Annotated in this window: 13 protein-coding genes; 3 read left to right on the top strand and 10 right to left on the bottom strand. The window is 67.4% G+C overall.

All coding sequences use genetic code 11. The annotated features are described in order from the left end of the window. Positions 1-2: 2 nt before the first annotated feature. The 3 genes from QH290_RS10095 (at position 3) to QH290_RS10085 (ending at position 2,773) form a co-directional block, all read left to right on the top strand. Entirely contained in the window at positions 3-1,520 is a 1,518-nt protein-coding gene (locus QH290_RS10095; RefSeq protein ID WP_280382654.1) for a class I adenylate-forming enzyme family protein, read from the top strand. Beyond that, the gene (locus QH290_RS10090) at positions 1,517-1,819 is read left to right on the top strand and encodes a hypothetical protein (RefSeq protein WP_280266205.1); all 303 of its coding nucleotides are present in this window, start codon (positions 1,517-1,519) and stop codon (positions 1,817-1,819) included. Before QH290_RS10095 ends, QH290_RS10090 begins: the two co-directional genes overlap by 4 nt. An 84-nt stretch (positions 1,820-1,903) precedes the next feature. Continuing rightward, entirely contained in the window at positions 1,904-2,773 is an 870-nt protein-coding gene (locus QH290_RS10085) for a glycosyltransferase (protein ID WP_280382653.1), read from the top strand. Between the two features lie 25 nt (positions 2,774-2,798). Here the strand turns inward: QH290_RS10085 and QH290_RS10080 are convergent, their stop codons facing one another. The 10 genes from QH290_RS10080 to QH290_RS10035 all read right to left on the bottom strand — a co-directional run bounded on the left by QH290_RS10080 (position 2,799) and on the right by QH290_RS10035 (position 14,551). Continuing rightward, a complete protein-coding gene (locus QH290_RS10080; protein WP_280382652.1) occupies positions 2,799-3,812 on the bottom strand; it encodes an aromatic ring-hydroxylating oxygenase subunit alpha in 1,014 nt (337 codons plus the stop codon). Positions 3,813-3,855: 43 nt separating this feature from the next. Then, positions 3,856-4,767: a TIGR03619 family F420-dependent LLM class oxidoreductase gene (locus tag QH290_RS10075; RefSeq protein WP_280382651.1), complete on the bottom strand. Its 912-nt coding sequence runs from the start codon at positions 4,765-4,767 to the stop codon at positions 3,856-3,858. A 19-nt stretch (positions 4,768-4,786) separates the two neighbouring features. After that, complete coding sequence (locus tag QH290_RS10070; protein WP_280382650.1) at positions 4,787-6,445, bottom strand: thiolase C-terminal domain-containing protein; 1,659 nt, start codon at positions 6,443-6,445, stop codon at positions 4,787-4,789. Further along, on the bottom strand, positions 6,445-7,260 hold the full coding sequence (locus QH290_RS10065; RefSeq protein ID WP_280382649.1) for an enoyl-CoA hydratase: 816 nt from the start codon (positions 7,258-7,260) through the stop codon (positions 6,445-6,447). Before QH290_RS10065 ends, QH290_RS10070 begins: the two co-directional genes overlap by 1 nt. Beyond that, complete coding sequence (locus QH290_RS10060; protein ID WP_280382648.1) at positions 7,257-8,483, bottom strand: amidohydrolase family protein; 1,227 nt, start codon at positions 8,481-8,483, stop codon at positions 7,257-7,259. Before QH290_RS10060 ends, QH290_RS10065 begins: the two co-directional genes overlap by 4 nt. A 15-nt stretch (positions 8,484-8,498) precedes the next feature. Next, positions 8,499-9,692, bottom strand: coding sequence for an acyl-CoA dehydrogenase family protein (locus QH290_RS10055; protein WP_280382647.1), 1,194 nt, complete (start codon positions 9,690-9,692; stop codon positions 8,499-8,501). A gap of 14 nt (positions 9,693-9,706) precedes the next feature. Beyond that, the gene (locus QH290_RS10050) at positions 9,707-10,774 is read right to left on the bottom strand and encodes an acyl-CoA dehydrogenase family protein (RefSeq protein WP_280266197.1); all 1,068 of its coding nucleotides are present in this window, start codon (positions 10,772-10,774) and stop codon (positions 9,707-9,709) included. Between the two features lie 3 nt (positions 10,775-10,777). Further along, on the bottom strand, positions 10,778-11,641 hold the full coding sequence (locus QH290_RS10045; RefSeq protein WP_280382646.1) for an amidohydrolase family protein: 864 nt from the start codon (positions 11,639-11,641) through the stop codon (positions 10,778-10,780). Further along, positions 11,638-13,278 carry an AMP-binding protein gene (locus tag QH290_RS10040; RefSeq protein ID WP_280382645.1) on the bottom strand — a complete coding sequence of 547 codons (1,641 nt, stop codon included), beginning with the start codon at positions 13,276-13,278 and terminating at the stop codon, positions 11,638-11,640. Before QH290_RS10040 ends, QH290_RS10045 begins: the two co-directional genes overlap by 4 nt. 67 nt (positions 13,279-13,345) lie before the next feature. Beyond that, the gene (locus QH290_RS10035; protein WP_280266194.1) at positions 13,346-14,551 is read right to left on the bottom strand and encodes an amidohydrolase family protein; all 1,206 of its coding nucleotides are present in this window, start codon (positions 14,549-14,551) and stop codon (positions 13,346-13,348) included. Between the last annotated feature and the right edge of the window lie 149 nt (positions 14,552-14,700).

Below are 14,700 nucleotides of genomic sequence, written 5' to 3'. Positions count from 1 at the left end.
AATTGAGCATTTCGCTGTTGCTCGACATGGTCGAGTCGAGCGATCCCGATCGGACCGCGGTCGTCTCCGGCAGTGTCCGGGTCACGACCGCGGCCCTGGGGGCCATGACCCGGCGCGCGGCCGGATTGCTCGGTTCCTCGGGAATCGATCATGTCGCGTACGTCGGCACCGGTGGAATCATGGTGCCGCTGTTGCTGTTCGGTTCCGCGCGCGCAGGGCGGGCCTTCACTCCGCTGAACTACCGCCTGAGCGCGGATGCCCTGCGCGAGCTGATCGCTCGACTACCCGCCCCGCTGGTGGTGGCCGACGCCGAATACGCCGGAGCGATCAGGGATACGGGCAAACACGTCATCGACTCGGAGTTGTTCCTCGCCAGCACCCGGTCCGCGGGGGCGGAAGCCGAGGACGCCGAGGCCGCGCCCGGGGACGTCGCGGTCGTGCTGTTCACCTCGGGGACGACCTCGCGTCCGAAGGCTGTCGAGCTGACCCATGCCAACCTGACGAGCTACGTCATGGGCACCGTCGACTTCGCCTCGGCCGAGCCCGGTGACGCCGCGCTGATCTGCGTGCCGCCGTATCACGTCGCGGGCGTCGGCGCGGCCCTGTCCAATCTGTACGCGGGCCGAAAGATGGTGTATCTCAGGCAGTTCGATCCGCGGCACTGGATCGATCTGGTGAACGACGAGAAGATCACCAACGCCACCGTCGTGCCCACCATGCTCGACCGGATCGTCACCGCGCTGGAGGCGACCCCGACGGCGCTGCCGACCCTGCGCACCCTCGCCTACGGCGGATCGAAGGCGCCGCTACCGCTCGTGCGCAGAACCCTGGAGCTGCTCCCCGATGTCGGATTGGTCAACGCCTACGGGCTCACCGAAACCAGCTCGACCATCGCCGTGCTCACCCCCGCCGATCACCGAGACGCGTACCGGTCCGAGGATCCGGCCGTCGCGAAACGGCTGGGCTCGGTCGGCCGGGCGGTCCCGGGCGTCGAACTGCAGATCCGCGGCGAGAACGGCGCGGTGGCCGCGCCCGGCGACACGGGCGAGCTGTTCGTCCGCGGCCCCCAGGTGTCGGGAGTCTACACGGGCACCGGTTCCGCGCTCGACGACGAAGGCTGGTTTCCCACAAGGGATCTCGCCGCTCTCGACGAGGACGGTTACCTGTTCCTCGGCGGCCGCAGCGACGACACCATCATCCGGGGTGGCGAGAACATCGCCCCGGCCGAACTCGAGGATGTCCTCGTCGAACACCCGCACGTCCGCGAGGCCGCCGTGGTCGGTGTCGCCGACCCGCAGTGGGGGCAGATCATCGTTGCCGTCGTCGTCCCGATACCCGGCAGCACCCCGGATGCGCAGGCACTGCGCGACTACGTCCGGGCCGGTCTCCGTGGCTCGCGCACACCGGACCGCGTCGTGTTCCGCGACCGGCTGCCCACCACTCCGACCGGGAAGGTGCTGCGGCGCAGCCTCGTCGAAGAACTCACCCCGACCGAACGAACCATCGAGGAGGCATCGTGATCAACAGTGGCGCCCGGCTCGAGAGCCAGGTCTGCGAAACCCAGGTGATCGTCATCAGGGCGACCGACGCCCTCGACAAGCTGCGCTGCGGCGGCGCCCCGATGGTGCCGATCGGCGAGAAGAAGGGCGCCGCAACCGATCTCGACCCGCGATTCGCCGGCGGCGCGGCCCTCGGCAAGCGATACGTCCACGAGACCGGAGCCGAGCTTCTCGTCACCCGTCCCGGCCTCGGCACCCTCGCCGTCGATGACACTCCCCTGGAAATCAAGCAGGCCAAGGCACTGCCGTCCAGCGACTGAGGCGAGAGACCGATGCCGTAGACGGCCCGGGGTGAAAATCCTATAGTTTAGAAGTGAGAATACCATTCTCCCGAGGAGGTCCGCGTGATCGAACCACTACCCGCCGGTCTTCCGATCGTCATCGATCCGGATGTGCGCATGATCTCCGACACGCTGTGGTGGGGCGGAGCGCCGAACCAGATCATCTGCCTCACGTCCACGGGCCACCGGCTGTGGCAACGTATTCAGGCGGGTGGAATCTCCGGCGAAGCCGAGGGTGACCTGGCACGCCTGCTCACCGACGCGGGTTTCGCTCACCCTTGTCCCCCGCCGCGCACCGGACCCGAAGCCACCGTGATCGTCGTCCTCCGCAGCGCACCGAGCCGCCTGCGGCGATCGCTGGCCGCACTGGCGAGCGCGTACCCGGTCCGCGTGGTGATCGACGACGAGTCCGAAGCACCGGCGGAGGTGACCGCCGTGGCGGACCGCTTGGGAATCACCGTGTTGCGGCACGAGGGACGCTTGGACCTGATGGCCGCCCGAAGGTGCGCGCTGCACCGGGTCAAGTCCGATCTCGTCGCGTACCTGGACAGCGGTTGCCTGCCGAGCCCCGGCTGGATCGAACGCCTCGCCGGACATTTCGACGATCCGCTGGTCGCTGCGGTCGCCCCGCGGATCACGGCCCCGGGCACTCGAGCGAACGGTCTCGATCTCGGCGACCGGCCCGCTCGCGTGACCCCCGATTCAACGATCGGGTTCGTCTCGTCGACGGCACTGCTGGCTCGCCGCGACGCGTTCGCGGATATCGGCGGCGAGATGCCCGGTTTCGACATGGCGTCACGCATGACCGGATGGGACGACCTGGCCTGGCAGTTTCATGCCGCCGGATGGCGCGTCCGCTACGACCCCGGAGTGCACGTCCGTTACGAACCGGGCAACGCCGGAACGGGCGCCGGACCGCTCGCCGCGGCGTGACCCGGCCCGGCGCCGCACCGTTCGTTCACGTCGGGGTGCTCGCGGTGTCGACCGGGGGGACGTCGTAGAACTGCGTGGCCCACTTGCGCAGCGAGAGATACGGTTTCGCGTCCTTCGGCGACAACGGTGGGCGTTCGACGTACTTCTGGTAGCGCCAGATGCTCAAGTCTTCCCACACCGTCACCAGGAACTGTTTCTCGACGCGCTCGCGGACCTCCGGTGGCGGCACGTCGGAGGCGTCCCCCGGGATCCGCGGCCACCAGATCGAATAGAACAGGTCCGAGCACTCGTCGTCGACCGGCGTCGTGGCGAAGATGAGCCGGTGCTTCGACGATCCGTCGAATGCGCTGATGGAGCCACCCAGGCCGAACATCTGCGCATGGATTTTCAACGCCATCTTGTCCGGATCGTCGCTGCGCGCGTCGGGCCATCCGGTGAGGAAGTTCCAGGTGTGGTCGACCACGCTGTAGTCCAGCATGCGAGGGGTCACGGTGGCGCCGTGGACATACTCGAAATGCAGGCTGTCCGGGCCGTTTTCGAGGACGACCTGCGGATGCACGGGCTCGCGTTCGGTCTTGCGGGAGAACTCCGGGTACGGGCGGTAGTAGCCCGCGGGGTCGGTGCCGAGTTCCGGGAACAGCCCGAGGATGTCGGGCATCTCCCACTGCGGCTGCTTGCCCTCCGGCTGGTGCCACATGAACACACAGCCGTTCTGCTCGTTGACCGGGTAGACCCGCAATCGCAGTCCCCGGTTGGTCCGGTTCTCCCCGGGTATCTTGCGATTGGTGCCGTCCGGACCCCATCGCCAGCCGTGGAACGGGCATTCGACGCAGTCGCCGACCACCTTGCCGCCGTGGCCGATATGGGCGCCGAGATGCCTGCAGTGTCCGGTCAGGATATGTAGTTCACCGAAGTCGTCGCGATAGGCGACCAGATCCTCTCCGAAATACCGGAGCGGCCGGGCCTCACCCTGGGGAAATTCGGCCGACCAACCCACCATGAACCACCCGGTGACCTTCCAGGTGAAGGGAACCTTCACGTGACACCTCCAGTCCTCACGAGAGCACACTTGCCGCCACTGATCATTCGGCCGCCACGAATTCCGCAAATGTCCGGACAAAGGTCGACGCGGCCTCCGGGCTCGAGCCATCGACGCGCACCACTGCCCAAGTGGCACCGCGCTTTTCGAGATCGCCCAGATACATCTCCGCGGCGCGGACGGTATCCATGTCACCGAAATCCACCTGCGGGCAGACGATCTGGACATCGACCGAATCCGGATCGCGGCCCGCCTTCTCCAGACGCCTGCGCAGCGCGTCCACGCCGTCACCGAACTGCTCAGGATTCTCGATGGCGCTGGTGCGGATAGCGGCTGCCATGGGCGCGTCGGCGATGATCGGCATCCATCCGGCACCGTGCTCGACCACCCGGCGGATGGCGGCCGGGCCGTTGCCGCCGATCCAGATCGGCGGGTGCGGCCGTTGCGCGGGCCGCTGCAACCACAGCGGACCGGGCGCCGCGAAATCATCTCCCTGAACCGGTGTTTCGGGATCGGTCCAGATCCTTCGCAGCGCGCCCAGCGCCTCGTCGAGCAGCGCGGCGCGGCGTGCGTGTTCGACGCCCACCGCCGCGAACTCCGCGCGCAGATAGCCCGCGCCCACACCCGCGATCAACCGCCCGCCCGAGACGATATCCAGGCTGCCCAGCGCCTTGGCGGACAGATACGGATTGCGGAACGGGAGCACATACAGGTTCGTCAGCAATCGAATCCGCGTCGTGACTGCCGCCATGAAGCTCAGCGCCGCGATCGGATCGAGCGTGTTGTGGCCGCCGTTGCGGCGCCACTTCAGCGAGGGCGCCGGATGTTCGCTCAATGCCACGGCCGAGAAACCGGACCGCTCGGCCGTCGTGACGATCTCCCGGATCACCTCCGGCCGCAGGAACACCCCGGACGCGGTCGGTAGTTCGCTCGGATACTCGAGAACGTATTCCATTGCGGCGCTTTTCCTTCGGTCATCGGTCTGCGCGCAGCAACAGCACGCCACTGGGTGTCAGGCCGCCGCTGGTGACCACCGCGACGCGGGCGTCCGGAATCTGCCGGGCACCACCGTGACCGCGCAGCTGCGTGATCGCCTCGTGGACCAGGCCCATGCCGTGCGTGCGGCCGTGTGACAGCTGCCCGCCGTGCGTGTTGAGCGGGAGCGGTCCGTCGCGCGCGATCGTCTCGCCCTGCGCGAGAAAGTCTTTCGCCTCGCCGATGCCGCAGAACCCGAGGGCCTCGATCCAGCACAGGCAGTTGAAGGTGAACCCGTCGTAGAGCTCGGCCACGTCGACGTCTTGGGGCCGCAGGTCGGTGCGCGTCCACAGGTGCGCGGCCTGGCCGAGCACCTGCGGCTCGTGGGTCAGGGTGCTCTGATCCCATTCCAGGCGTTCGATGATCTGGGTTCCCGCCGCCTCCACCAGGATCGGCGGCTGCGCCAGATCCCGCGCCGTGTCGCGCGCGGAGACGATCACCGCCACGGAACCGTCACACGGCACGTCGCAGTCGTACAACCCGAACGGCGTGGTGATGGGCCGTGCGGTCAGATAGTCGTCCATCGTGAGCGGATCACGGTAGATGGCGGTCGGATCGAGCGCGGCATTCGCGCGCTGGTTCAACGCGATCCGGCCCAGAGTCTCCCGGTCGGTGCCGTAGGTGTGGAAGTGGCGCTGCGCGGTCTGGGCGAGCGTATGCGCCGCCGAGATCGCGCCGTAGGGCGCGAGCCAGCTGTCGATGATGCCGCCGGACGGCGTGATCCGGCCCGCACGCACCAATTCCGCGTAGGTCGATTCCCAGACGGTGCGGAAGCACAGCACGTGCCGGGCGAGACCGGCCGCCACCGCGAGCATCGCGGCGATCACCGAACCGCCGGGACCGAAGGTCTCCCCGCCGCCGTTGTACCAGGTCGGCCGGATGCCGAGGGCCGATTCCAGTGCGGTGACACCACCTTCGGTGAACGGTCCGAGGGCGCCCGGCCCCGGGTAGGTGGACAGGCCGTCGATATCCTCCCAGCTCAGGCCCGCGTCGGCGACCGCCGCGCGGCAGGCGTGCACGGTCAGCGACAGCGGGTCGGCCATCAGGCGCCGCCCCAGCCGCGACATCCCGATTCCGGTCAACGCGACCTTGTCCTCGAACTTGTCCGGCGAGGCCATCGGTCGCACGTGGCGAGGCATCGCGGCGGGGTCGATCTCGTCGGTGGGTAACGGCGCCAACGGTTTCGGCACAGCGGCCGGACGAAACAGCGGCAACCAGACATCCCCGAGCTGCTCGAACACCACCTGCATCCGCAGGCCCAGCTCCAGCCGCTCCGGCTCACACTCCACGACATTCGTGGTGAGCCGCACCCGCGAATCCTCTTCGAGGGCAACCTGTGCCACCACATAGGGCGCGGGCAGGCCCGGCAGGCTGAAGCGGTGATTGACGGTGAATCCGATGAGCACGGCAAACCCGGACACCACCCGCTCGCCCATGTCCTCGCCGCGGCAGTACCGGCAAACCGGCTGCGGCGGATGGATCAGGGCGGAGCAGGACCGGCACTGCTGAATGCGCAGGCGGCCGTCCGCACCCGAGGTCCAGAAGAACTCGGTCTGCGGCGTGATCGACGGCGACGGCCGAGACGGTTCGGCGGACACTAGCCCGACGACTTCTGCTTGGACATCTCACCCTTCATCCCCGCCAAGGCCACCATCACCGGCTGCCCGGTCTCGGAGATCGCGTGGGCGTGCCCGAGCTGATGGATGTCGAAGACCGACTGCACCGCGGTGGTGAAGCCCTGGATGTCGAGGGTCTGATTGACCGCGCGCTTGGCCGCCCGCAGCGCGAACGGGTGCCTGGCGGCGATCTCGGTGGCCAGTTCCCTTGTCGCGGAATCCAGTTCGGCGCGGGGGACCACCCGGTTGACCATCCTGATCTGCAACGCCTCGTCGGCGTGGATGGCCCGGCCGGTGAACAGGATCTCCTTGGCCAGCCGCGGACCGAGCTCCCAGGTGTGGCCGTGATACTCGACGCCGCCGATCCCCATCGCCACGACCGGATCGGAGAACCGGGCATTGTCGGCGGCGACGATCAGATCGCACGGCCACGCCAGCAGCAGCCCGCCCGCGATGCAGACGCCGTGCACCGCGGCGATCGAGGGCTTCGAAACATTGCGCCACTTCAGTGAGTAACCCACGTACCGGCGGGCCTCGACCTCGTAGATATCCGAGACCAGCCACTTGTCCCGGCCGTCGTTCCAGGTCCCGGGATCGATGTCGTGACCGGCGGAGAAGTGTTTCCCGTTGGCGCGCAAGATGATCACCCGCACCTCCGGATCCCGCTCCGCCCGGGTCCACGCCGCGTCCAGCTCGTCGAGCAGTTCCATGTTCTGTGCGTTGTGCACATCGGGACGGTTCAGCGAGATCGTCGCGATTCCCTCGGCGGCGTCGTACAACACGAGATCCGTACTCATGATCGACCTTTCGTCTCTGCCCAGCTACCGGCGGCGACCTTGGAATCGAGACCGAGCAGCCGCAACATGTTGCCGCCCATGATCTTCCGGACGTCACCCTCGGAGATCCCGCCGAAGTGGTCGAGCAGGCTCAGCGGATCCTGCAACCCTTCGGGATGCGGCCAGTCGGATCCGAAGATGACATGATCGGCGCCGAGCAGCTCGACGACATCGGCATAGTTGTCCTCCCAGAACGGATTCACGTAGACGCACCGCTTGAATGCCTCGACGGGGTTCTCCAGGAACAGCTGCGGCAGCTTGGCATAGGCGTGCTCGAGGTTGTGGAACAGCGTCGGCAGCCAGTCGGCGCCGTTCTCGATCAGCACGACCTTCAGGTCCGGCACCCGCGACAAGGCGCCGTGACAGGTGAGTGCGGTCATCGCGTCCTCGATCGCCCGGCTGCCCAGGGCCGCGGTGCGAAATGCCGTGGGAATGAACGGTTTGTACTCCGCGGCCGGTTCCCAGATGTTCAGCACCTCCGAATAGCCGCTGTCGGAGGCGTGCATCGACACCGGAATCCCCGCCTGCACACAGGCTTTCCAGAACGGGTCGAATTCCTCGAGCCCGAACGATCGGCTCCCCTTGAACCCCGGCACCGGCGCCGGGCGCACCAGCACGGTGCGGGCACCGCGCTCCAGGCACCACTCCAGTTCCTCGAGCGCCCGGTCGACGATCGGCAGGGTGATCACCGGTACCGCGAAGATGCGACCCTCGTAGTCGAAGGTCCACTGCTCGTGCATCCACTGATTCAGCGCGTGGATGACATCGTGGGTGAGTTCCGGATCGTCCTTGAGCCGTTCCTCCACCAGGCTGGCCAGCGTGGGGAACATCAGGGCGTAGTCGATGCCGAGCTCGTCCATCTTCGCCAGCCGGGCCGCGGGTTCGCGAAAGGCCGGGATCGACTTCATGGGCTCGCCCATGATCTCCCGCGAGGACTTCCCCTCCGGGTTCCCGTGCCGGAAATAGTCTTCCTGCGCACCGGGTTTCGCCACCACCGAGAAGGTGGGGTTGGGGATGAACTCGCTGATCATATTGCGCACCACGATCTTGGTGCGCCCGTCCAGATCGACGTAGCGGACCGTATTCTCGGCGCGTTCCGGCAGGTATTTCGTCAGCGCATCCCGCGTCTCGTACATGTGGTTGTCGGCGTCGAACACCGGAAATCCGACCTGTCGTGACGGCATCGCGGCACGCTCCTCTCAGCTGGTTTTCGCCTTGGGCGGGGAATAGTTGGGGCGTCCGAGACCGAGCACGTGCTGCGCGATCAGGTTCCGGAACACCTCGAGGGTGCCGCCGTAGATCCCGCACAGCGGGGCCCAGCGGTAGATGTACTCGGCGCCGCCGTCGTCGATCGCGCCGTCGGTGTCGATCGGCAGGGCCGCGGCGGAGCCGAGAATGTCCATCAGATCCGGGGAGATGTCGCGCATCGCCTGCGCGATAGCGACGCGGCCGAACATGTTCGGCGTCGATAGCGCCGCCTCCATCCGCGCGATGCTGCGCCCGAGGCGATAGGCGACCGACCCGTCGTCGAGCAGGCGGCGACCGTCCGGACCCCGGCGCGCGGCGATCGCCGCGGCCCGGTCCGCCGACGTCGCCATGACGGTCCCCTGGTGGACCATGATCGAGACGTCCTGCAGGCCGTCCGGGTCCGCGTCGACGATGCCGTGCTCGGTGCTGAGCGGCTCCATGAGCACCCGCCAGCCGTCGTTCACCTCGCCCAGCCGGTACTTGTCGTCGATGCGGACGTCGGTGTAATAGACGATATTGGTGCGGTCGCCGTCGACGGTCCGGATGCCCTGGATCTCGATGCCCGGGGTGTCCAGCGGCACCAGAAACATGGTGAGGCTCTTGTGTTTACGCGCCTCGGGATCGGTATTGGTGATCAGGAAGACGTACTGGCAGTTGTGCGCGCCGGTGGTGAACATCTTGGCGCCGTTGATCACCCACTGATCCCCGTCGCGGACGGCACGCGTCTTGCACGTAGCGACGTCGGACCCGCCCTCCGGCTCGGTGTAGCCCAGGCAGAACCGGACCTCGCCGGTGAGGACGCGGGGCATCACCTCGTCCTGCAGTTCGGACGACCCTAACTGCACCACCGATTTCGCCACGATGACGGTGGTCCCCCAGGTGACCCACGGGACGTGGACGCGCCGCCGCTCGAGATCCCAGATGCGCCGCTGCACGCGCGTCATACCGCCCTCGGCACCGGTGTTCATCTCGGCCGACAACCACCCGTCGGCACCCATGGCCAGATGCACGCCCTCGTCGAAGTTGTCGCCGGTTTCGCGGTCGCGCCGCCGCACGTCGTCGGTGACATGGGTGTCGAGGAACTTGCGCACGCGATCCTGAAATGCCGCATCCTCGGCGGAAAGGTCGACTCGGGAAAAGTCCATCGTGAATCTCCGTCCTAAACCTGTGCGGACAGCTCGGCTGTCTGCGCGAACAGTTCGGCCACCCGCACGGCGCTCGCGCCCGGATCGCCTGCCGCCAAGGGCCATCCCCGGGCCCGCACCAGATAGGCCGACGCGGCCGCCTCCGTGGTCACACCCAGTCCGCCCTGGACGTGCACGGCCATGGTGGCCGCCTTGGCGGCCTCCTCGGACAGGTAGACGAAGGCCGCCGACGCGAGCCCGGGCTGGGTATCGGGTTCGAATTCGAGGAACCACGCCGCGCGCCGGGTGAGGCTGCGGCCGCCCTGCACGACGATCGCGATATCGGCCAGCGGATGGGAGATGCCCTGCAGCGTCGAGATCGGAACACCCATGGTGTAGCGGGATTTCGCGAATTCCGCCGCGATCTGCATGGTCTCTTCGACAAGCCCGACGAGCGCCGCCGCGGTGAGTACCCGCCATTCGTCGAGAGCCCGCTCGTAGTGTGCGAGCGCCTCGGGGCCGCTGCCCAGCACGGTCCGCCGGTCGGCCGCCGCCGGGTCGACCCACGCCATGGGCAGGCGGCCGATGTTGTCGATCTTCGCGGGGCGGGTGTCGAAGCTCAGCCGGACGATATCGTCGCCCTCACGCAGGACGAGGTGATCGGCGACCGAACCCGCCCCGATGAGCCGAATCCCTTCCGCGACATCGAGTCTCGGATCCAGCGCGACCAGGTGCCTGCCTTCGGTGATATCCGCCGCATCCTCGGCACCGGGCCGCAATGCTCCCAGTCGCGCCAGCAGCCGCGCCGCGCATACGTGATCGATCCACGGCACCGGCGCGAGGGCGCGGCCGAGTTCCTCGGCCACCAGGGTCAGATCCACCAGTGTCGCCCCGTCACCGCCCGCGGATTCGGGCAGCGCCATGGTGGTCGCGCCGGTGCCGCACAGTTGCTCCCACAGATTCTTGTCGAAACCCTCCGCCTCGGCGGCGCGCACCACGTCCAGCGGGCACCGCGCCTTGAAGAACTTCGCGTAGGCGGACCGGAGTTCGGTCTGGTCTTCCGACAGGGTGTAGTCCTGCCTGCGCAATTCGTAGCGGTCCATTGTTCACTCCTCGTTCCGGCGGGCAGCGCCGTCGCTCGCGGATCGCTCGGCGAAAAGGAATTCCTGTGCGTTGGCGTAGAGATAGTTGTCCAGCGCGTCCTCCGGCAGATCGAGCGCCAGCGCCTCCGGCACCACCCGGCGCATGCGGAGGACGGGCCAATCGGAGCCGAAGATCACCTTCTGCTTCCCCCGCGTCCGCATGTAGTGCAGCAAACTCTCCGGAAGCCGCTTGGGGGACCAGGCCGAGGTCATGAGGCGAAGATTCTCGTACTTCATGAGAAGGCGAATCGCGGTGTCCCACCACGGATCCGCGCCGTGGATCATGCACAGGCGCAGCTCGGGGAATCGGTAGCACACCCGATCGAGATAGATCGGATTCTGCACCTCGCCCGGAATCGGCGGGCCCGGGAGACCGGTATTCATGCAGAGCGGCAGACCGAGTTCGGCGCATTTGTAGTACAGCGGATAGTAGGCCGCATCGGTCGGCGGGTACTGCCCATCACCCCAGAAACTCGGCCCCACGGCCGTATAGGCCACCGGAAGATCGCGCACCAGCGCGTCGAGTTCACGCAGGGACGCCACGGGGTGTAACAGGTCGACTCCGTTGAGCGCCAGCGAGAATCGGTCCGGCCGCGCCTCCGCGAACTTCAGCGCGGTAGTCGACGGCTTCGCCATCGAATACATCAGGACGGCCTTCTCGACACCCTGCTCATCCATTTCGTCGAGCAGTTCCGCCATGTCGACCTGCTCGTACAGCGATGCCGGGCCCTTGAAGTAGTCGTCACGGACCTTCAGCATCCACGACGGCTGCTCACGTTCCCCGAAATGGACGTTCACCAGGCAGTCGATCACCTTGCGCACAGTCATGCCCCGATCTCCTCCGACCCGACTTCTCCGGGAACTCCCGCGACCACCCGTTTCGCGGCCCATCGGTAGTCCGGTTTTCCGTTTCCGAGGCGGCGGATCTCCGCCACGAAAATGAATTCCTTCGGCACCTTGAATCCGGCCAGCTCGCTCTTGCACACCTGCCGCAGCGCGAGGCCCGTGATCGCGTCATCCGGCGCGCGGCATACCAGCGCGACGACCTCCTGACCCCAGCGGGGGCTCGCCCGGCCCACCACCAGCGCGTCGGCCACTCCCGGCTGCGCCCGCAACACCTCTTCGACCTCTTCGACGAAGACCTTCTCCCCGCCGGTGTTGACCACCAGCGAATCGCGGCCCAGCAACCGCAGGGTGCCGTCGGCATCGATGGTCGCCCGGTCGCCGGGTATGGCCATCCGCTGCCCGTCGATCTCCGGAAATGTGCGCTCGGTGGCCTCGCGGTCGTCGAAATATCCGAGCGGGACCCGGCCGGTCCTGGCGGCCCATCCGATCTCCGTATCCCCGGGTTCGAGAAAGCGGGTGCGGTCCTGCGACACCGCCGTCGCACCCGGCCCCGGGGCGAACGTCTCGACCTCGGCGCCGTGGCGGCTGCGCCCGAAGGCCATACCGCCGGTCTCCGTCGCGCCGTAGCCCTCGACCAGATAGACGTGCGGAAGCAGTTCCAGCAGTTCGTGTTTGTGGATCGGGTTGGTTGCCGCTCCCCCGGTCCCGATGGCCAGCAGCGACGACAGGTCGTAGCGACCCGAGCGCAGCTCGCGGACCAGCGGACCGGCGTAGGCGTCGCCGACGATCGTCATCAGCGCGGCCCGCTCGCGCTGCGCGATCTCCAGGGCGACGCGCGGATCGAAGGAGTGACGATCGTCGTACAGCACGATGGTCTGCCCGGCCAGCAGTCCGGCGAACGCGGTCCAGATTCCGGCGGCGTGCGACAGCGGCGATACCGCGAACCAGACGTGCCCGGTCGCCCGCGCGAGATCCTGTAGAGCCGTTGCGGATTCGTGGTCGGCCCCGTTCATCGAGGACACGTACATATCGCTCTGCCGCCACAGCACCCCTTTGGGCCGCCCGGTGGTGCCGCCGGTGCACAGCATGACCAGATCGTCGGGTGTCGTCGCGATCACCCGATCGGCATCACCCTGCCGCACGGCGGAGTCGAACGGCACCGCGTCGGCGAGTTCGGTGGTGTCGCTGCCGTCTTCGATCGACACCAGCAGTTCCACGTCGTCCGGCGCCGCCTCGGACACGATCGGCCCGAACGACCGGTGGTAGACGATCCCGCGCGGCCGGACGTACGCCAGCAGTTCCCGTATCTCGCGCGGGGTGTAGTGGTAGTTGACGTTCACCGGGACGACGCGGGCCTTCGCGCAGCCGATCAGCACGTCGAGGTACATGTCGCTGCGCATGAGCAGCGCTACGCGGTCCTGACCACACTCCCACCGGGCGAGCTCGTGCCGGGGTGTGTGCTCCCCGAATCCGCGGTCCGCCAGGAAGTTGGCGAACCGGCGGGTCCGCAGCGCCGACTCGCCGAATGTAGTTCTCCGGGAACCGCAGACGGTCATCGTCCGATCCGGAACCGCCTCCGCGACAGCGTCGAAGACGGCCCCGATACTCCATTCGCTCAACGAGGCCCCCCGATACCGGCGCCCACGATCGGTCGCTTACTCATCACCGCGGCTCCTCGCTGTGCTCTCACGCGGCCGCCGCGACGGGCACGCCCAGGAATTCGAGAGCGTTGTCGCGCATGATCTTTCGCACGTCGGCCGCGTCGAAGGCGGTCAGCTCGTCGGTGAAGGCCACCGGCTCCTCCAGCCCCTCGCCGTGCGGCCAGTCCGAACCGAAGAGGATGCGCTCGGCGCCGATCTTCTCCTTCAGCGCGGGCAGGTCGTCCTCGTAGTAGGGCGCTACCCACACATGCTCGCGCAGAGTGTCGACCGGGTCGTTGGGGAACGATTTCGGAGATTGGTTGGCCAGCTTCTTCATTCGCTTGCACAGCCGATGCACGAAGTCCGAGCCGTTCTCGATACTGGCGACCCGCAGCGCCGGATGGCGGTCGAAGACGCCGTGAATGATCATCGAGGCCATCGTGTCGTGAATGGCGCGGTCGTCGACGAGGATCTTGTCCAGCGCGTCGCCGGGCCCGCCGAAGGGCTCGAAGGTGTCCTTCCCACCCCACATGGCGGCGATCTTCAGATACCCGCTGTCGCCCAGGTGGAATGCGACCGGCACGTTCGCCTCCGCCAGCCGCGCCCACACGGGATCGTGTGCGCGGTGGCCGAGCGAGCGCGGCTTGCCCGTACCCGGCACGGGGGCGGGCCGGATGTGGACGACCCGTGCGCCGCGTTCCAGCACGAAATCCACCTCCGCGACGGCTGCCTCGGGATCGGCCAGCGAGATCATCGGCGCGGCGAGGATCCGATGGTCGGGCCGATCGAAACCCCAGTCCTCGTCGAGCCACAGGTTGAACGCGTGCAGCGACGCCATCGCCGCCTCCACGTCGTCCTTGAGGGCCTCCTCGACCCCGCAGCCGAAGGTCGGGAACATGAAGATCGTCTCGATCCCCTGCTTCTCGACCACGGCGGCGCGGGCCTGGCGGTCGCGGTATTCCGGCCGCAGTTCCAGGCTCTCGACCTTCATCAGCGTCGCCGGATCCACGCCCTCGGGAACCTGGCCGCGGAAGATCAGATCCAGGCACCCCGGCACGATGATCGGATCGAAGGTCGGGTTCGGAATGAACCGGTTCACCCGGTCGCCGATGATCGCCGTGTGGTATTTGCCGTCCTGGACGATCTGCACGCCGCGCCGCCGGAACTTCTTGTCCAGGTGCCGGGTGAACGCGTCGAGCGGTTCGTAGTAATGGTTGTCGACGTCGATCGCCTTGTAGTCGAGCGCAGTCATCAGCGTCCTTCCAGTTCGCCAGATGGTCGTTCAGGGGTGTCCGGCAGCCGACCTAGCCGAATAGTGCGGTGTGACAGTCCATCTCAGGCGCCACCTCCTGCTGTCGAACGACCTGCCGCAGGTCGAATAGATATGTCTACTGTATACCT

The organism is Nocardia wallacei, from assembly GCF_029869545.1.
GTDB classification, from domain to species: Bacteria; Actinomycetota; Actinomycetes; order Mycobacteriales; family Mycobacteriaceae; genus Nocardia; species Nocardia wallacei_A.
This window is presented reverse-complemented; position numbering and strand designations above follow the sequence as displayed.

Bases quoted from the DNA above. Each gene is read 5' to 3' on its own strand.
- QH290_RS10065 (WP_280382649.1), bottom strand. From the start codon at position 7,260: ATGAGTACGGATCTCGTGTTGTACGACGCCGCCGAGGGAATCGCGACG.
- QH290_RS10055 (WP_280382647.1), bottom strand. From the start codon at position 9,692: ATGGACTTTTCCCGAGTCGACCTTTCCGCCGAGGATGCGGCATTTCAG.
- QH290_RS10060 (WP_280382648.1), bottom strand. From the start codon at position 8,483: ATGCCGTCACGACAGGTCGGATTTCCGGTGTTCGACGCCGACAACCAC.
- QH290_RS10075 (WP_280382651.1), bottom strand. From the start codon at position 4,767: ATGGAATACGTTCTCGAGTATCCGAGCGAACTACCGACCGCGTCCGGG.
- QH290_RS10035 (WP_280266194.1), bottom strand. From the start codon at position 14,551: ATGACTGCGCTCGACTACAAGGCGATCGACGTCGACAACCATTACTAC.
- QH290_RS10045 (WP_280382646.1), bottom strand. From the start codon at position 11,641: ATGACTGTGCGCAAGGTGATCGACTGCCTGGTGAACGTCCATTTCGGG.
- QH290_RS10050 (WP_280266197.1), bottom strand. From the start codon at position 10,774: ATGGACCGCTACGAATTGCGCAGGCAGGACTACACCCTGTCGGAAGAC.